Source organism: Streptomyces sp. NBC_01241 (assembly GCF_041435435.1).
Taxonomy (GTDB): domain Bacteria; phylum Actinomycetota; class Actinomycetes; order Streptomycetales; family Streptomycetaceae; genus Streptomyces.
In genome coordinates this window covers 3,883,493-3,900,014 of sequence record NZ_CP108494.1, presented here as the reverse complement: position 1 = coordinate 3,900,014, position 16,522 = coordinate 3,883,493, and the positions used below count along the sequence as shown (strand labels likewise).

Genomic DNA, 16,522 nt, shown 5'->3' with positions numbered 1-16,522 from the left:
GGAAACCACTCAGGGGCCTGATCCACTAAGTGAATCAGGCCCCTGACCTGGTATTTCAGCTGTCGGGGTGGCGGGATTTGAACCCACGACCTCTTCGTCCCGAACGAAGCGCGCTGCCAAGCTGCGCTACACCCCGATCGTCACCGGTGTCCCGGCGACATCGATTACTTTAGCCCACCCGCGCCCGCAGACGAAATCCGGTTTATGTGCAGCTGAGGGCGAGGGGGCCGTGGGCGCTCAGTCCCGGGGTGTCAGAGTCAGCAGGGTCGCCTCGGGCGGGCAGGCGAAGCGGACCGGGGTGTAGCGGTTGGTGCCGCAGCCTGCGGAGACGTGGAGGTAGGCGCGGTGATCGTCGACCGAGTGGGTGGAGAGGCCCTTGACCCGGTCCGTGTCCAGGTCGCAGTTGGTGACCAGGGCCCCGTAGAAGGGGATGCAGAGCTGGCCGCCATGGGTGTGACCGGCCAGGATCAGGGGGTAGCCGTCCATCGTGAAGGCGTCGAGGGAGCGCAGGTAGGGGGCGTGGACCACGCCGATGGAGAGGTCGGCGCCCGTCTCGGGGCCGCCCGACACCTCCGCGTAGCGGTCGCGCTTGATGTGCGGGTCGTCCAGGCCGGTGAACGCGATCTCCAGGCCGTCGATCTTGAGGCTGCCGCGGGTGTTGGACAGGCCCAGCCAGCCCGCCTCGTCGAAGGCGTCTCGCATCGGCTCCCAGGGGTTGTGGACGACGCCGACCGCGGGGGCGTTCCCGTTGAGGCCGTGCGTGCCCTGGACCTTTTCGAAGAGGTAGCGGGCGGGGTTGCGGAGCTTGGGACCGTAGTAGTCGTTCGAGCCGAAGACGTACACGCCCGGGAACGCCATCAGCGGACCGAGTGCGTCGAGCAGCTCGGGTACGGCCTCGGGGTCGGAGAGGTTGTCGCCGGTGTTCACGACGAAGTCCGGACGAAGGCCGGCCAGTGACTGCAGCCAGGCGCGCTTCTTGCGCTGGCCGCTCACCATGTGGATGTCGGAGACCTGGAGTACGCGCAACGGGCGAGCCCCGTGCGGGAGTACGGGGATGGCCACCCGCCGCAGGCGGAACGAGCGGGCCTCGAATCCGGCGGCGTAGGCGAGGCCGGCTGCGCCGACCGCTGCGCCGACTGCCGTGACTTTCAGGGGTACTCCGTAGCGTGCGCGCATGTGCCCATCGTCGCAGACACCGTGCGGCGGGAAGAAAACCGGAGGGCGACGGGCGCCTCGTACCTGCCACAATCAGCACATGACCACGCTCAAGTCCAAGCTCAAGGAAGACCTCACCACGGCCATGAAGGCGCGTGACGAGCTGACCTCGTCCACGCTCCGACTGACCCTCACCGCCATCACGAAGGAGGAGGTCAGCGGCAAGACGGCGCGCGAGCTCTCCGACGACGAGGTGCAGAAGGTGATCGCCAAGGAGGCGAAGAAGCGCCGCGAGGCGGCCGAGGCCTTCGCCCAGGGCGGCCGGACCGAGCAGGCCGAGCGTGAGAAGGCGGAGGGCGAGATCCTCGACGCGTACCTGCCGAAGCAGCTGAGCGACGACGAGCTGGGCGCGATCGTGACGTCCGCCGTCGAGGAGGCCAAGGCCGCGGGGGCCGAGGGGCCGCGGGCGATGGGCGCCGTCATGAAGATCGTGAACCCGAAGGTCGCGGGGCGCGCGGATGGCGGCCGGGTGGCCGCCGCGGTGAAGAAGCTCCTGGCGGGCTGAGACCGGGCTGCGTACAACGAGGACGTACGGAAAACGGCATACGGAAGAGGACGTACGAAGGTGGGGCGCCCGGACCGGGAAGGATCTCGGTCCGGGCGCCCCACCTTCATGTGCGTGAGCCGTACGGGTCAGGGGCCCTGCGTGCCGCCGTTGGTCTGGCCGCGGTGGCCGCCCGTGTTCCCGCCGATCATGTTCGGCGGGATGCTGATGCCGGGGAACGGGTTCTTGTCGCCGGGCTTCTTGCCGGGCTTGCCGGGTTTGGCGCCGCCGGCGCCCGGCCTGCCCCTGTCCCCCTCGTCGTCCCTGTCCTTCTGCGGATCGGGGATGTCGACGGTATTGAAGGAGGGGGCGGCCACTCCATTGAGGGCGCCCGTCATCGCGTCCCGCCAGATCGGTCCGGGGACCTGTCCGCCGTACACCTTGGCCTGGTAGACGCCGCCGATGGTGATGTTCACCATTTCGACTGTCTGGGTCGGACTGCCGACCCAGACCGCGCCGGACATGTTCGGGGTGTAGCCGACGAACCAGGCGTTCTTGCGGAAGTCGGTCGTACCGGTCTTGCCCGCGTTGTCGCGGCTGGTGAGGCCCGCCTGCTGACCGGTACCGGAGTCGACCACGCCGCGCAGCAGGGTGTTGATGGTGTCGGCCGTCGTCTCCGTCATCGCCTGCGAGCAGCTGGTCTTCGGCACGGGGAGCGAGGTGCCGTCCGCGGTCCTGACCGACTCGATGGCGACCGGCGTGCAGTACGTGCCGCGGTTGGCGAAAGCGGCGTACGCACTGGCCATCGTCAGCGGAGAGAGCCCCTTCGAGCCGAGTGCGATGGCGGGGGACTGGGGGAGCTTTTCACCGTTGCCCTGGACCACGCCGAGCTTGTCGGTCATCTGTGTCACGGGGCAGAGGCCGATGTCCTGCACCATCTGGATGAAGTAGGTGTTGACCGACTTGGCCATCGCCTCCTTCAGCGCGTAAGGACCGTGCTCCGACTTGTCCTCGTTCGGCACCCGCGCGCCGTCCAGGTTCACGTACGGCTTGTCGCAGGTCTGCATCGACGGATAGGGCATCTCGTACGGTGACGAGTAGACCTGGGTGGCGGGCTTCCCCTGCGCTATGGCGGCGGCTGCCACGAACGGCTTGAACGTGGAACCGGTCGGGAAGCCGAAGTTCGAGCCGCCCATGTCCTTGTTGACCGAGTAGTTGTACTGGGTCTCGTTGGGCCCGAAGCCGTACGGCTTGGACTGGCCCATGCCCATGATCTTGCCGGTGCCCGGCTGGACCAGCGTCACGGCCGTCGCGACCTTGTCCGACTTGTAGACATGGCTCTTGATCGAGGCCTGCACCGACTGCTGGGACTGCGGGTCGAGCGTCGTCCGTATCGTCAGACCGCCCCGGTTCCAGATCTTGGCCCGGTCCTCCTTGGTCTTGCCGAAGGCCGGATCGGTGAGGAAGACGTTGCGTACGTAGTCACAGAAGAAGCCCGCGCCGCTGACGGCGGTGATGCAGCCGTTCTTCGGCTTCTTCACCTTCAGCTTGATCGGGGTCGCCTTCGCCTTGTCGGCCTCGGCCTGTGTGACGTCGCCGACGTCGGCCATCCGCTGGAGCACGGTGTTGCGGCGCTTGGTCGCCTCCGCCGGGTCGTTGACCGGGTCGTAGCGGCTCGGCGACTGCACGATGCCGGCCAGCATCGCGGCGTCCTCCAGCGTCAGGTCCTTCGCCGACTTGGAGAAGTAGCGCTGGGAGGCGGCCTCGACGCCGTACGCCTGCTGCCCGAAGAACGTGATGTTCAGGTAGTTCGTCAGGATCCGCGTCTTGCCGAGCTTCTCCTCGACCTGGATCGCGTACTTCAGCTCCTGGATCTTGCGGCCCAGGGTCTGCTGGGTGGCCTGGGCGACCTTGTCCGGGTCGTCACCGGCCTCCTCGACGAAGACGTTCTTCACGTACTGCTGCGTGAGTGTCGACGCACCCTGCGCGGTTCCGCCCGACTGCACATTGCGGTTCAGCGCGCGCAGGATGCCCTTGAGGTCGACGGCCCCGTGCTTGTAGAAGCGGGCGTCCTCGATCGCGACGATCGCCTTCTGCATGTACGGCGAGATGTCCTTCAGCTCGACCACCGTGCGGTCGCGCGAATACACCGAGGCGATCATTCCGCCTTTGCTGTCCAGGATCGTGGTGCGCTGGCTCAGCGGTGGAGTCTGGAGATTGGCCGGGATCTCGTCGAACCCCTCGACCGTTCCCTTGGTGGCAAGACCCAGTGCTCCGGCGGCCGGCAGTGCGATGCCCGCCAGCACAACTCCGGAAAGTGCGGCGACACCGAGGAACTTGGCGGCCTGCTGGGTCGTCGTGAGACCCCCGCCCGAGCGCTTCTTTGGCATGGGGGCAGCCTACGTTCTCATTCGCCGGACACACGTATATGCCTTGGCCTAAGCTGCTCTCAACTGTCACAGCAGTCCCGTTTTGTATCAACCCCCGCGCACAATCCGGCCATGAGTTCAGGCGGTCCCGAATTCGCCTCCTGTGTCAGTGAACGCCCGTTGTGATCCGGGAGAACTGTCCCGATTCCGTGGGGATACTCCCGTATGTCCTCACCTCACTCCCCTGGGTGATCTGCCGCATACGCATAGTCCGTTCGGGCCATCCAAGATTGGGCCCGAAGGGGGTGTTGTGCTGTCGCCGCCTTCCGTAACGTCCTCAACTGGCAGCGGTGAATATGCCGCTACCGCCGTGGGGGAGCCTCGATTCGGGAGAGGACGGCGCCGTGATGGGCTGGGTAACCGACTGGAGTGCGCAGGCAGCCTGCCGCACTACCGATCCGGATGAACTGTTCGTACAAGGGGCAGCGCAGAACAGGGCCAAGGCGGTGTGCACCGGGTGTCCGGTGCGGACCGAGTGCCTGGCCGATGCGCTGGACAATCGCGTCGAATTCGGCGTGTGGGGCGGAATGACGGAGCGGGAGCGCCGCGCACTGCTGCGCAGGCGGCCCACCGTCACGTCGTGGCGCCGGCTGCTGGAGACCGCGCGCAGCGAGTACGAGCAGTCCGCGGGCATCCTGCCCGTGGCGATCGGGCTGGACGACGACGAACTGCACGAGAGGTATGCCGCGGTGGGATAGCGGCGAAAGGGCGGCTACGCAGCTCCGGCCGGTGCGGAACCGGTCGCGAGCCGGTCCCCGATGGCCCGGAGCCCCGCGAGGTCATGTACGTCACCGGGTAGCGCGGCCACTTCGGTCACGGCTACTTCGGGATGCAGCGCGGTGAAGCGGTCGCGTGTGCGCTGTTCGCGCGCGACTACCTGCATTCGTTCCGCATGCAGTCGCAACAGGCCTGCGGTCAACTGCTCGACGGAAGCGGCCTCGGGATCTTCTACCGGGTCTTCTGCTGGGTCTGATCCCTGGTCTGTGCCCGGGTCTGTATCCGGGTCTGGTTCGCGGTCTTCGGTGTCCTTGTGCTCGGCCTCGTGCTCGGAATGATCAGGAAGGGCTGCGGGGGCGGTATTCGGGGTGCCATCGGTTTTGGGAGGCGCGACCGACCACTCGGCCGGGTCACCAAGTCCAGCTTTCCCTGACAGCTGATCCACAATGCCGACCCCGTCAAGATTTTCTGCGGCTGCCAGGGCGCGCTCGGCGGAGAGCCGGGCGGCGCCGCTGTCATGGACGCGGTTGAGCACCAGACCGGCCAGCGGCATCTCCTCCGCGGCCAGCCGTTCCACGAAGTACGCAGCTTCGCGCAGCGCGTCCCACTCCGGTGTCGCGACGACGAGGAACGCCGTACCGGGTGCCTGCAGAAGTTTGTACGTGGCATCGGCCCGGGTACGGAAGCCGCCGAACATGGTGTCCATCGCCGCCACGAAAGTCTGTACGTCGCGCAGGAATTGACCGCCGAGCAGCTTGCCGAGGGTGCCGGTCATCATCGACATGCCCACGTTGAGGAACTTCATCCCCGCCCGGCCGCCCATCTTCGCCGGGGCCATCAGCAGTTTGATGAACTTCCCGTCCAGGAACGAACCGAGCCGCTTCGGCGCGTCCAAGAAGTCCAGTGCGGAACGCGAAGGCGGGGTGTCCACGATGATCAGGTCCCACTCGTTGCGCGCGCGCAGCTGGCCGAGCTTCTCCATCGCCATGTACTCCTGCGTGCCCGCGAAACCGGCCGACAGGGACTGGTAGAAGGGGTTCTCCAGGATCGCGCGGGCCCGCTCGCCGTCCGCGTGTGCTTCGACGATCTCGTCGAAGGTCCGCTTCATGTCGAGCATCATCGCGTGCAGTTCCCCGGCGCCGTCGCCCGTGATGCCCGGCACCTGGCGCGGGATGTTGTCCAGCGAGTCGATACCCATGGACTGGGCGAGCCTGCGGGCCGGGTCGATGGTCAGGACGACGACCTTACGACCGCGCTCGGCCGCCCGTACGCCCAGCGCCGCGGCGGTCGTGGTCTTGCCGACTCCGCCCGAACCGCAGCACACGACGATCCGGATACCGGGGTCGTCGAGCAGCGCGTCGGTGTCCAGCGCGGGTGCGGGTGCGGGTGCGGGTACGGGTGCGGGGTCGGCTGCGGTGGCCGTGTCCGTGGCTGCGGTCGCGGCCTCGTGCGTGTCCGTGGCGGTGGCTTCGGCCGTGTCCGCATCCCGTCTCATGTGCCCACCCCTTGTCCCTGTCCCTCCCCGTTGCCCACGCCCTGCTTGCGTAGTTCGGTCGCCAGGTCGTACAGCCCGGCCGAGTCCATGCCCTCTCCGAGCAGCGGGAGTTCGTACCCCGGCAGCTCCAGGTCCGCGAGCACCGCACGCTGTTCGCGCTCCAGCTCGACCCGCTGGGCATGCTCGGCGGCCTGCTCAACCAGGGGACGCACGAGCCCCGCGGAGCCGGTCACGCCCGCCCGGGTCAGCGCCTTGGCGATCTCCTTGCGGCGGCCGCCGGCGGCGGTGCGCAGCGCGTCCTCGTCCAGCAGATGCGGGCGCACCATGTTCACGATGACCCGGCCGACCGGCAGTTCGGCCGCCTGCAGCTCCGCGATGCCGTCCGCGGTCTCCTGGACCGGCATCTCCTCCAGGAGCGTCACCAGATGGACCGCGGTCTCGGGGGACTTCAGCACCCGCATCACGGCCTGCGCCTGATTGTGTATCGGGCCGATCCGGGCCAGCCCCGCCACCTCGTCATTCACATTGAGGAAGCGGGTGATGCGTCCGGTGGGCGGGGCATCCATGATCACGTAGTCGTAGACGTACCGGTTCTGCTTGTCCTTGCGGCGTACGGCTTCGCAGGCCTTGCCGGTCAGCAGCACGTCCCGTACACCGGGCGCGATCGTGGTGGCGAAGTCGATCGCGCCGAGCTTCTTGAGGGCGCGGCCCGCGCTGCCGAGCTTGTAGAACATCTGGAGGTAGTCGAGAAGGGCGCGTTCGGCGTCGATCGCGAGGGCGTACACCTCGCCGCCGCCCGGTGCGACGGCGATCTTGCGCTCCTCGTACGGAAGGGACTCCGTCTCGAAGAGCTGGGCGATGCCCTGCCTGCCCTCGACCTCCACGAGGAGGGTGCGCCTGCCCTCGGTCGCGAGGGCGAGCGCGAGGGCGGCGGCGACCGTGGTCTTACCGGTACCACCCTTGCCGCTGACGACCTGGAACCTGCTCACGTATTCGAGCCTAACCAGTCGGGCCGCGGGCTACGCACGAGGCTGTGCGTGCCAGGTATTACAGTCGGGCCATGACCAAGTGGGAATACGCGACCGTGCCCCTTCTCGTGCACGCGACCAAGCAGATTCTGGACACCTGGGGCGAGGACGGCTGGGAGCTGGTCCAGGTCGTTCCCGGCCCGAACAACCCCGAGCAGCTCGTGGCCTACCTGAAGCGGGAGAAGGCGTAGTGGCGGGCGCCGTCGAGGCGAAGCTCGCCGAGCTCGGGCTGACGCTGCCGGACGTCGTACCGCCGCTGGCCTCGTACCAGCCGGCCGTGCGGTCGGGGGCTTACGTGTACACCTCCGGCCAGCTGCCGATGGTGGATGGCAAGCTCGCGGTCACCGGCAAGGTCGGTGGGGAGGTCACGGCCGAGGAGGCCAAGGAACTGGCGAAGATCTGCGCGCTCAACGCGCTGGCCGCGGTGAAGTCCGTCGCGGGCGATCTGGACCGGATCGCACGGGTCGTGAAGGTCGTGGGCTTCGTCGCCTCGGCATCCGACTTCACCGGGCAGCCCGCCGTGATCAACGGCGCCAGCGAGCTGCTGGGCGCGGTCCTCGGCGACAAGGGCGTGCACGCGCGCAGCGCGGTGGGCGTCGCGGTGCTGCCGCTTGACGCGCCGGTGGAGGTCGAGGTCCAGGTCGAGCTGGTCGACGCCTGAGCAGCAGGTCGTCTGCTGGAGGCGGTGGGGCTTGAGGTGTTGGCCCGCCGGGGCGGTGGGGCTTGAGCCGCACGGTCGCCGCGGTGGGGCTCGAGCCGCACCGCCCTGCCGGTCCGGCAGGGCGCTGCCGTTGAGTGTGCTTGCCGTCCGCCACCCGATTCTCTGATCCCGTCCGGTCGTGGCGACCGGACGGGATCACGTGTGTACGGGGCATGCACGGATCAACATGCCTCTCGAACATCGGCGCGGTTTCCGGATAGCCTCCGGCCATGTCCAATGGTCAGTGGTACCCACCGGAATGGCCCGACCGGATCCGGGCACTCGCCGCGGGCGAGCTGACGGCCGCGACCCCGAGGCGGGCCGCCACCGTGATGCTGCTCCGGGACCCTGCCACGGGCACCGAGGGCGGCCCCGCGGTCCACATGCTGCGCCGCCGCGCCTCTATGGCCTTTGCCGGCGGCGCGTACGCCTATCCGGGTGGCGGAGTCGACCCGCGTGACGACGACCGGCTCGTCGGCTGGGCCGGACCCGCGCTGGAGAGCTGGGCCGCACGGCTCGGCGTCGATACACCGGCCGAGGCCCAGGCCATCGTCTGCGCGGCGGTCCGTGAGACGTACGAGGAGGCGGGCGTTCTCCTCGCCGGCCCGACCGCCGACACGGTCGTCAGCGACACCACCGGCGCCGACTGGGAGGCCGATCGCGAGGCACTGGTCGGGCGCGAGCTGTCCTTCGCGGAGTTCCTGGACCGGCGAGGTCTGGTGCTGCGCTCCGATCTGTTGGGCGCCTGGGCGCGCTGGATCACCCCCGAGTTCGAGCCGCGCCGCTACGACACGTGGTTCTTCGTCGCCGCGCTCCCCGAGGGCCAGCGCACCCGCAACGCCTCCACGGAGGCCGACCGTACGGTGTGGATCGGGCCCGGCGAGGCGGCCGACGGCTACGACCGGGGCGAGTTGCTGATGATGCCGCCGACCGTGTCGACGCTACGAGCGCTCAGGCCGTACGGGACAGCCGCCGAGGCCCTGAAGGCGGCGGATTCCCAGGACCTCACCCCCGTACTCGCACAGGCGCGGCTGGAGGGTGACGAGTTGGTGCTGAGCTGGCCGGGGCACGACGAGTTCACCAAGCACATCCCGAGCGGCCCTGCTGGTGCGGGTGGTGCGGGTGGTGCGGGTGGTGCGGGTGGTGCGGGAGGTGAAGCGGGATGAGCGACGCGCACGCGCTGCCCGGACAGCCACGCGGCGGAGTTCTGTCCGGGCCCGCCACCACCCGTACCGTCAACGTCCTGGCCCCCAACGCCTCGCCGATGACGCTGGACGGCACCAACACCTGGATCATCGCCGAGCCCGACTCCGACCTCGCGGTCGTCATCGATCCGGGGCCGCTGGACGACATACATCTGCGGGCCGTCATCGACACCGCCGAGCGGGCGGGCCGCCGGATCGCGCTCACCCTGCTCACCCACGGGCACCCCGACCACGCGGAGGGCGCGGCACGCTTCGGGGAGCTGACCCGTACGAAGGTGCGGGCCCTGGACCCCGCGCTGCGGCTCGGCGACGAGGGGCTGACCGCGGGCGACGTGATCACCACCGGGGGTCTGGAGCTGCGTGTCGTGCCGACCCCGGGGCACACCGCGGACTCGCTCTCCTTCCACCTGCCGGCCGACCGGGCGGTGCTGACGGGGGACACGATCCTCGGACGCGGCACGACGGTCGTCGCGCATCCGGACGGGCGGCTCGGCGATTACCTGGACTCGCTGCGCAGGCTGCGCTCGCTGTCCGTCGACGACGGCGTGCACACGGTGCTGCCGGGACACGGCCCGGTGCTGGATGACGCGCAGGGCGCGGTCGAGTTCTACCTCGCGCACCGCGCGCACCGGCTGGCCCAGGTGGAGACGGCGGTCGAGGCGGGGTACCGGACGGCGTCGGAGGTGGTGGCGCGGGTGTACGCGGATGTGGACCGGTCCCTGTGGCCCGCGGCGGAACTCTCGGTGCTGGCGCAGCTGGAGTATCTGGGCGAGCACGGCCTGATCTAGGCAGGACGAATACGCGCAAGGCCCTGCCGCGCGGCGGGACCGCGTAGCAGGGCCTTGTGTACTTGCGTACGAAGACGGCGTCCGGTCCGGCGCCCCGTCCCGTCGGCAGATCTCGGCCGGCTAGCGGGACCGCTTCGCCAGGCGCTCCACGTCCAGCAGGATCACGGCGCGCGCCTCCAGGCGCAGCCAGCCGCGTCCGGCGAAGTCGGCGAGCGCCTTGTTGACCGTCTCGCGGGAGGCGCCGACCAGCTGGGCCAGCTCTTCCTGAGTCAGGTCGTGGACGACATGGATACCTTCCTCCGACTGGACGCCGAAGCGGCGCGACAGGTCGAGGAGGGCGCGGGCGACACGGCCCGGTACGTCCGAGAAGACCAGGTCGGACATCTGGTCGTTGGTCTTGCGCAGCCGGCGTGCGACGGCTCGCAGCAGGGCCGTGGCCACCTCGGGGCGGACGTTCAGCCAGGGCTGGAGGTCGCCGTGACCGAGACCGAGGAGCTTGACCTCGGTCAGCGCGGTCGCGGTCGCGGTGCGCGGGCCCGGGTCGAAGAGCGACAGCTCACCGATCAGCTCGCCGGGGCCGAGGACCGCCAGCATGTTCTCGCGCCCGTCCGGCGAGGTGCGGTGGAGCTTCACCTTGCCCTCGGTGACCACATAGAGGCGGTCGCCCGGGTCGCCCTCGTGGAAGAGCGCGTCGCCGCGTGCGAGGGTCACCTCACTCATCGAGGCGCGGAGCTCCGCGGCCTGCTCATCATCGAGCGCCGCGAAAAGCGGGGCGCGCCGCAGAACGTCGTCCACGAGTTCTCTCCTTGTCGGCCTGTTCAGGGAACCGTGGTCCCCATCATGCCGGACGGTAAAACAGTGCGATCAATCACAAACCAGTTTGACGCACGGGCGTGCCGAACCGTGCGGCAGGGGGCCGATCGGGGGCGGATGCGCGGTGACCGGGGCAGATGTCAGTGTGTGGCTCTAGGCTGGCCGGGTGTCCAAATCGCCGGTGAGAGTGCAGGCCAAGGGGGCTGATGGGGTGCCGGAAGGCCGTGATTCCGCTGTGGGCGAACAGGGCGCGAGTCGCCCGAAAAAAGCGACAAAACGCCCTCTGGCCGGGCAGGCTCCGAAGGGCGGAGCGAAGTCCGTGAAGCCGGTGAAGCCCGCGGCGTCCGTGAAGCCCGCCAAGTCGGCTGAGTCCGCGAAGCCCGGAGTGAAAGCCGGTGCGAAACCGAAACCGGAATCGCATCTGGCGATGGTCCGCCGCGCCCGCAGGATCAACCGTGAGCTCGCCGAGCTGTACCCGTACGCCCACCCCGAGCTGGACTTCAGGAACCCCTTCGAGCTTCTCGTCGCCACGGTCCTCTCCGCCCAGACCACCGACCTGAGAGTCAATCAGACCACTCCCGCGCTCTTCGCCGCCTATCCCACCCCCGAGGACATGGCGGCGGCCGTTCCGGAGGAACTGGAAGAGCTCATCCGGCCGACCGGCTTCTTCCGGGCCAAGACGAAGTCGCTGATAGGCCTCTCCATGGCGATCAGGGACAATTTCGGTGGTGAGGTACCGGGCCGTCTCACTGATCTCGTCACGTTGCCGGGGGTCGGCCGCAAGACCGCCAACGTCGTGCTCGGGAATGCCTTCGGCGTCCCAGGCATCACCGTCGACACCCATTTCGCGCGCCTGGTCCGCCGCTGGAAGTGGACGGAACAGGGGAGCCCGGAGAAGATCGAGGCCGAGATCGGCGCGATCTTCCCCAAGAGCGAGTGGACGATGCTCTCCCACCGTGTGATCTTCCACGGCCGCCGCATCTGCCATGCCCGCAAGCCCGCCTGCGGGGCCTGCCCGATCGCCCCGCTCTGCCCCGCCTACGGGGAGGGCGAGACGGACCCGGAGAAAGCCAGAAAGCTGCTGAAGTACGAGATGGGCGGTCAGCCCGGTCAGCGGCTGAGTCCGCCGCCGGGCTTCCCGGGCAAGCCCGCGACGGCCCTCGGAGCCGATTGACGCACGGGCGTTCGCTCCGGAACGAAATGCGTGACGACAGGCGTTGTGAGACGAGGGGTGCCTATGAAGACGCACGAACAGAGCACGCACCAAGAGAACACCCACGGGCAGAACACGAACGAACAAGCTGCGGCCGAGCCGATCGTGGACGAGCAGATCGTGGAAGCGGCAGCCGCACCCGTGGTGGTGCATTCCGTGCCGGTCCACCGCACGACGGTGGGCCCCGCGTCCGTCAGCCCCGCGGCGGCGGTCGCAGCAGCGGCCACTGCCCCGGCAGGCTCCGGGCACGGCGGTGCCATCACCGTCACGGCCGAAGGCCTGCCCGACTGGCTCATGCCCGTGGCCCGCGCCGCGCAGGCCATCGAGCCGGACCAGCTCAGCCGCTTTCTGCCACCCGAGAGCGGCGCCGGGCGGCAGTCCGCCGTACTCGTACTGTTCGGGGAGGGCGAGCGCGGCCCTGAACTGCTCCTCATGGAGCGATCCGGAAGCCTGCGTTCCCACGCTGGGCAGCCATCCTTCCCCGGTGGCGCCCTGGACCCGGAGGACGGCGACCAGGCGACCACAGGGCCGCTCAGGGCCGCTCTGCGGGAAGCGCAGGAGGAGACCGGCCTCGATCCGCGCGGGGTCCAGCTCTTCGCCGTGCTGCCCCGGCTCTACATCCCCGTGAGCGGCTTCGTCGTGACACCGGTTCTCGGCTGGTGGCGGTCGCCGAGCCCGGTCGGGGTCGTCGATCCGGGTGAGACCGCCCGGGTCTTCACCGTTCCCGTGGCGGATCTCACGGATCCGGCCAACCGCGCGACCACGGTCCATCCGAGCGGCCACCGAGGCCCGGCATTTCTGGTCGAATCCGCCCTGGTCTGGGGTTTCACGGCCGGAGTGATCGACCGGATCCTGCACTTCGCGGGCTGGGAGCGCCCGTGGGACACAGCCAAGCAGGTGCCGCTCGACTGGCGCGCATGACAGGCTGACTCCCGTGCTGTGCTGTCCGGCCGTGCCCGGACCCAGCCGAAGGCCCGGGCCCGGTGACGAATCTGCGAGGCTATAGACGGTGAACGTGCTGGACATCCTGCTGCTGGCCGGCGCCGTGTGGTTCGCGGTCATCGGCTATCGCCAGGGGTTCGTCGTCGGCATCCTGTCGGTGATCGGGTTCCTGGGCGGCGGTCTCGTCGCCGTCTATCTGCTGCCGGTCCTGTGGGACCAGCTGACGAACGGTTCCGAGGTCTCATCGACGGCAGCCGTCGTCGCCGTCATCATCGTGATCGTCTGCGCCTCGGTGGGGCAGGCATTTACTACCCACCTGGGAAACAAGCTCCGCAGGTACATCACGTGGTCGCCCGCACGCGCCCTCGATGCCACCGGCGGCGCCCTGGTCAACGTGGTCGCGATGCTGCTGGTCGCGTGGTTGATCGGCTCGGCACTGGCCGGTACCTCACTGCCGACGCTCGGCAAGGAGGTCCGTAGCTCCTCGGTCCTGCTCGGCATTTCCCGCGTGATGCCCACCCAGGCCTCCACCTGGTTCACGGACTTCTCCTCGGTCCTCGCGCAAAACGGCTTCCCGCAGGTCTTCAGCCCCTTCGCCGACGAGCCGATCACCGAGGTCAGGGCCCCGGACCCGGCGCTGGTCGGCAGCCCCGTCGCGGCCCGCGCCAAGGAGTCCATCGTCAAGGTCGTCGGTACGGCCCCGAGCTGCGGCAAGGTCCTCGAAGGCACCGGCTTCGTCTTCTCCGACCGCCGGGTGATGACCAACGCCCATGTCGTCGGCGGCGTCGACGAGCCGACCGTCCAGATCGGCGGCCAGGGACGGCTGTACGACGCGAAGGTCGTCCTCTACGACTGGCAGCGCGACATCGCCGTCCTCGACGTCCCGGACCTCGACGCGAAGCCGCTGAAGTTCACCGACACCGATCACGACGCCCGGACCGGGAACAGCGCCATCGTCGCGGGCTTCCCGGAGAACGGTTCGTACGACGTACGCGCCGCGCGCGTCCGGGGCCGTATCGACGCCGACGGCCCGGACATTTACCACCGGGGCACCGTCCGCCGCGATGTGTACTCGCTCTTCGCGACGGTCCGTCAGGGCAACTCGGGCGGACCGCTGCTGACCCCCGACGGCAAGGTGTACGGGGTCGTCTTCGCGAAGTCGCGCGACGACCCGGATACCGGGTACGCGCTGACGGCCGACGAGATCCGCCAGGACATCGCGCACGGCCGCTCCGCCAACCAGCAGGTCGACAGCCAGGCGTGCGCGCTCTAGGCGCGCGCGGGCGGATCGAGCAACTCCACCGGGCGCGCACGGTCGCACCGAGCGACCCCACCTGCTCGGTGGGGTCGCTTCAGACGGCGTACGGGATGTGCGCCGACGATCCACGCGGGCAGACCGGTGCCAGCCGGGGAAGAGCGGTGGAAGTCCCGCCCGGCCGGTGAACGCTCACCGGTCGGCCGGGGCGGATCTCATCCGCGTGGATGGCGCAGTCGCGCCGAGACCCAGCGGGCCCGACGGCGCAGAATGCGCGGGATACCGAGCCGGGGATCATGCAGAACATGCATATCTTGCACTCGGCCCTGGGGGCCGCCCCCCTCATGAGTGCTCGGACCCGCCGTGGCGGTCGAGCGGCGGTTGCGTGCTGCGTCACCGAAGTCGTGCGTCCAGCCCATACCCCGACGTCTGCCCGTGCCTCATGGTCGGTAACCACCCATCCGCCAGCCAATTGGCTTATGCGCCAGGCAATTGGCTGTTCGTCGGACAACTGTGCCGCACGGCTACCGGTCGGGCTCAGGATCCTTGAGCCAGTTGATGAGTTCGGCCGAGAAGCCGGCCGGATCCTCCTCGTGCGGGAAGTGTCCCAGGCCGTCGAAAAGTCGCCAACGGTACGGCGCTTCGACGTACTCGCCGGACCCCGCCGCGCTCCGCGTGCGGATCGCCGGATCGAGTGAACCGTGCAGGTGCAGTGTGGGCACCCGCACCGGCCGCTTCATCCTCCGGTTGAACTGGATTCCGTCCGGACGGGCCAGGGAGCGGACCATCCAGCGGTGCGGCTCGATCGAGCAGTGTGCCGTCGACGGAATGCACATCGCGCGGCGGTAGACGTCGATCGCCGCGTCGTCGGGGAACTCCGGGGTCCGGGGGCCCGACCAGTCGCGGATCAGCTGGCCCACCAACGCCGCGTCGTCCGCGACGAGCTGACGCTCCGGCACCCACGGGCGCTGGAAACCCCAGACGTACGAGCCCGCCCGGGACTGCGCGAAGTCGGCGAGCATCGACGAGCGCCAGCGGCGTGGATGCGGCATCGAGGAGACAACGAGGCGGCGCACCAGCTTCGGCCGCATCACCGCGGCCGTCCAGGCGAGGTAGCCGCCCATGTCGTGGCCGACCAGCGCTGCGTCCGGTTCGCCGAGCGAACGGATGACGCCGGTGATGTCGAGTGCCAGGTTGGCGGGGTCGTAACCCCGGGGCGTACGGTCGCTGCCGCCGACGCCGCGGAGGTCCATTGCCACGGCGCGGAAACCGGCGTCGGCGAGTGCGGTGAGCTGATGGCGCCAGGTCCACCAGAACTGTGGAAAGCCGTGCAGCAGCAGCACCAGCGGCCCCTCGCCGAGCTCGGCGATGTGGAAGCGGGCGCCGTTGGCCGCCACGTCCCGGTGGGTCCACGGCCCGTCGATCCGCACCGGCCCACCGGCACCGGCCGCGCCCAACGGGGCCGACGGACCGGCCGCACCCGCCCGGCCCGCCACGCCTGCCGGGTCGGACGAACCGTGTGACCGGGGCGCGCTGAGGTCGCCCGGGCCTACCTGGCTCACCTGGCCTGCCTGGCTTGCCTGACCCACCTGACGTACTTCGCTTACCTGATCTTCCGGGCCAAGTGGGACTTCCCGGCCAACTGAGCCTTCCGGGCCTTCTGGGGCGGATGCGCTGGAATCGGGGACCGTCATGTGGACGAGCGTGCCACAGCGGTCGCCTTGTCCTGGACCGGAGACTTCTCCAGAGCCTTGTCCGCCAGCGTGCTGCCCACGACCGCCGGACGGCTCGTCCCCACCGTGACGGCGGGCCGCGGGTGCGGCTTGACGCCCTGCAGCACGGCCGCCGTCTGCTTGGCCGAGGCGATGGACTTCTCCGGCGGCTTCACCTTCTTGAACTTGGCGACGGCGAACAGCGCGAGCAACACCCCGAGCACGATGAAGGCCGCGCCCACGATCAGGAACGACCACGCGAGGCCGAGTCCCAAGTTGTGGATTCCGTACGCCGCCGCGAAACTCAGCACCGGGATCGCGAACAGAACCAGCACGCCCGCGATGACGAACGCCGCACTCCCGGTGACGCCGCGCTTGACGTCCTGCCGCACTTCGGCCTTGGCCAGGGCGATCTCGTCGTGCACCAGTGCGGACATCTCGGCCGTCGCCGCGGCGACCAACTGTCCGAGACTGCGGTCGGTGCTGCCCGCATTGCTGCCGGGGTCGCTCATCCCTGACTCCCTCT

17 protein-coding genes and 1 tRNA gene are annotated in these 16,522 nt (G+C 69.2%); 9 read left to right on the top strand and 9 right to left on the bottom strand.

All coding sequences use genetic code 11. The annotated features are described in order from the left end of the window. Positions 1 to 62 precede the first annotated feature (62 nt). Positions 63 to 136: transfer RNA gene (locus OG306_RS17245), tRNA-Pro, on the bottom strand. 101 nt (positions 137 to 237) lie between these two features. Further along, positions 238 to 1,176, bottom strand: a complete 939-nt coding sequence (locus tag OG306_RS17240; protein WP_266747049.1) for a metallophosphoesterase — start codon at positions 1,174 to 1,176, stop codon at positions 238 to 240. 79 nt (positions 1,177 to 1,255) lie between these two features. On the opposite strand from OG306_RS17240, the gene OG306_RS17235 reads away from it, so the two are divergent. Next, entirely contained in the window at positions 1,256 to 1,720 is a 465-nt protein-coding gene (locus OG306_RS17235) for a GatB/YqeY domain-containing protein (protein ID WP_266747048.1), read from the top strand. 128 nt (positions 1,721 to 1,848) lie between these two features. On the opposite strand, the gene OG306_RS17230 is transcribed toward OG306_RS17235, so the two are convergent. Further along, positions 1,849 to 4,089 carry a transglycosylase domain-containing protein gene (locus OG306_RS17230; RefSeq protein WP_266747047.1) on the bottom strand — a complete coding sequence of 747 codons (2,241 nt, stop codon included), beginning with the start codon at positions 4,087 to 4,089 and terminating at the stop codon, positions 1,849 to 1,851. Between the two features lie 386 nt (positions 4,090 to 4,475). Between OG306_RS17230 and OG306_RS17225 the strand changes: the two genes are divergently transcribed. Beyond that, positions 4,476 to 4,826, top strand: a complete 351-nt coding sequence (locus OG306_RS17225; protein WP_187438703.1) for a WhiB family transcriptional regulator — start codon at positions 4,476 to 4,478, stop codon at positions 4,824 to 4,826. A 14-nt stretch (positions 4,827 to 4,840) separates the two neighbouring features. Here OG306_RS17225 and OG306_RS17220 read toward each other — a convergent pair whose 3' ends face one another. Both OG306_RS17220 and OG306_RS17215 read right to left on the bottom strand, forming a co-directional pair. Continuing rightward, a complete protein-coding gene (locus tag OG306_RS17220; protein WP_371665431.1) occupies positions 4,841 to 6,340 on the bottom strand; it encodes an ArsA family ATPase in 1,500 nt (499 codons plus the stop codon). Further along, on the bottom strand, positions 6,337 to 7,329 hold the full coding sequence (locus tag OG306_RS17215; RefSeq protein ID WP_266747045.1) for an ArsA family ATPase: 993 nt from the start codon (positions 7,327 to 7,329) through the stop codon (positions 6,337 to 6,339). Before OG306_RS17215 ends, OG306_RS17220 begins: the two co-directional genes overlap by 4 nt. 71 nt (positions 7,330 to 7,400) lie before the next feature. Here OG306_RS17215 and OG306_RS17210 point away from each other — a divergent pair, with 71 nt between their 5' ends. From OG306_RS17210 to OG306_RS17195, 4 genes are all read left to right on the top strand, one after another. Continuing rightward, positions 7,401 to 7,559 carry a DUF4177 domain-containing protein gene (locus OG306_RS17210; RefSeq protein WP_003967454.1) on the top strand — a complete coding sequence of 53 codons (159 nt, stop codon included), beginning with the start codon at positions 7,401 to 7,403 and terminating at the stop codon, positions 7,557 to 7,559. After that, positions 7,559 to 8,029 (top strand): RidA family protein, encoded by a 471-nt coding sequence (locus tag OG306_RS17205; RefSeq protein WP_266747044.1) that lies wholly within the window; start codon positions 7,559 to 7,561, stop codon positions 8,027 to 8,029. The genes OG306_RS17210 and OG306_RS17205 overlap by 1 nt, the downstream gene beginning before the upstream one ends. Positions 8,030 to 8,298: 269 nt before the next feature. Continuing rightward, a complete protein-coding gene (locus OG306_RS17200) occupies positions 8,299 to 9,234 on the top strand; it encodes an NUDIX hydrolase (protein ID WP_266906222.1) in 936 nt (311 codons plus the stop codon). Then, complete coding sequence (locus OG306_RS17195; RefSeq protein ID WP_266747042.1) at positions 9,231 to 10,061, top strand: MBL fold metallo-hydrolase; 831 nt, start codon at positions 9,231 to 9,233, stop codon at positions 10,059 to 10,061. The genes OG306_RS17200 and OG306_RS17195 overlap by 4 nt, the downstream gene beginning before the upstream one ends. Before the next feature lie 120 nt (positions 10,062 to 10,181). Here OG306_RS17195 and OG306_RS17190 read toward each other — a convergent pair whose 3' ends face one another. Next, positions 10,182 to 10,856, bottom strand: coding sequence for a Crp/Fnr family transcriptional regulator (locus OG306_RS17190; protein WP_123460131.1), 675 nt, complete (start codon positions 10,854 to 10,856; stop codon positions 10,182 to 10,184). Positions 10,857 to 11,202: 346 nt separating this feature from the next. Between OG306_RS17190 and nth the strand changes: the two genes are divergently transcribed. From nth to OG306_RS17175, 3 genes are all read left to right on the top strand, one after another. Next, positions 11,203 to 12,048, top strand: a complete 846-nt coding sequence (nth, locus tag OG306_RS17185; RefSeq protein WP_371666252.1) for an endonuclease III — start codon at positions 11,203 to 11,205, stop codon at positions 12,046 to 12,048. Positions 12,049 to 12,111: 63 nt separating this feature from the next. Beyond that, entirely contained in the window at positions 12,112 to 13,008 is an 897-nt protein-coding gene (locus tag OG306_RS17180; protein ID WP_371665430.1) for an NUDIX hydrolase, read from the top strand. Positions 13,009 to 13,096: 88 nt separating this feature from the next. Beyond that, positions 13,097 to 14,302, top strand: coding sequence for a MarP family serine protease (locus tag OG306_RS17175; protein ID WP_266747040.1), 1,206 nt, complete (start codon positions 13,097 to 13,099; stop codon positions 14,300 to 14,302). 197 nt (positions 14,303 to 14,499) lie between these two features. On the opposite strand, the gene OG306_RS17170 is transcribed toward OG306_RS17175, so the two are convergent. From OG306_RS17170 to OG306_RS17160, 3 genes are all read right to left on the bottom strand, one after another. Then, positions 14,500 to 14,703 carry a hypothetical protein gene (locus OG306_RS17170; protein WP_266747039.1) on the bottom strand — a complete coding sequence of 68 codons (204 nt, stop codon included), beginning with the start codon at positions 14,701 to 14,703 and terminating at the stop codon, positions 14,500 to 14,502. A gap of 105 nt (positions 14,704 to 14,808) precedes the next feature. Further along, complete coding sequence (locus tag OG306_RS17165) at positions 14,809 to 15,978, bottom strand: alpha/beta fold hydrolase (RefSeq protein ID WP_371665429.1); 1,170 nt, start codon at positions 15,976 to 15,978, stop codon at positions 14,809 to 14,811. Continuing rightward, entirely contained in the window at positions 15,975 to 16,508 is a 534-nt protein-coding gene (locus tag OG306_RS17160) for a phage holin family protein (RefSeq protein WP_266747038.1), read from the bottom strand. Before OG306_RS17160 ends, OG306_RS17165 begins: the two co-directional genes overlap by 4 nt. Positions 16,509 to 16,522 lie beyond the last annotated feature (14 nt).

What these genes read in the sequence shown, in the direction of transcription:
- OG306_RS17240 (WP_266747049.1), bottom strand. Translation starts at nt 1,176, where the DNA reads ATGCGCGCACGCTACGGAGTACCCCTGAAAGTCACGGCAGTCGGCGCA.
- OG306_RS17235 (WP_266747048.1), top strand. Translation starts at nt 1,256, where the DNA reads ATGACCACGCTCAAGTCCAAGCTCAAGGAAGACCTCACCACGGCCATG.
- OG306_RS17230 (WP_266747047.1), bottom strand. Translation starts at nt 4,089, where the DNA reads ATGCCAAAGAAGCGCTCGGGCGGGGGTCTCACGACGACCCAGCAGGCC.
- OG306_RS17225 (WP_187438703.1), top strand. Translation starts at nt 4,476, where the DNA reads ATGGGCTGGGTAACCGACTGGAGTGCGCAGGCAGCCTGCCGCACTACC.
- OG306_RS17220 (WP_371665431.1), bottom strand. Translation starts at nt 6,340, where the DNA reads ATGAGACGGGATGCGGACACGGCCGAAGCCACCGCCACGGACACGCAC.
- OG306_RS17210 (WP_003967454.1), top strand. Translation starts at nt 7,401, where the DNA reads ATGACCAAGTGGGAATACGCGACCGTGCCCCTTCTCGTGCACGCGACC.
- OG306_RS17200 (WP_266906222.1), top strand. Translation starts at nt 8,299, where the DNA reads ATGTCCAATGGTCAGTGGTACCCACCGGAATGGCCCGACCGGATCCGG.
- OG306_RS17195 (WP_266747042.1), top strand. Translation starts at nt 9,231, where the DNA reads ATGAGCGACGCGCACGCGCTGCCCGGACAGCCACGCGGCGGAGTTCTG.
- OG306_RS17180 (WP_371665430.1), top strand. Translation starts at nt 12,112, where the DNA reads ATGAAGACGCACGAACAGAGCACGCACCAAGAGAACACCCACGGGCAG.
- OG306_RS17170 (WP_266747039.1), bottom strand. Translation starts at nt 14,703, where the DNA reads ATGGGCTGGACGCACGACTTCGGTGACGCAGCACGCAACCGCCGCTCG.
- OG306_RS17165 (WP_371665429.1), bottom strand. Translation starts at nt 15,978, where the DNA reads ATGACGGTCCCCGATTCCAGCGCATCCGCCCCAGAAGGCCCGGAAGGC.
- OG306_RS17160 (WP_266747038.1), bottom strand. Translation starts at nt 16,508, where the DNA reads ATGAGCGACCCCGGCAGCAATGCGGGCAGCACCGACCGCAGTCTCGGA.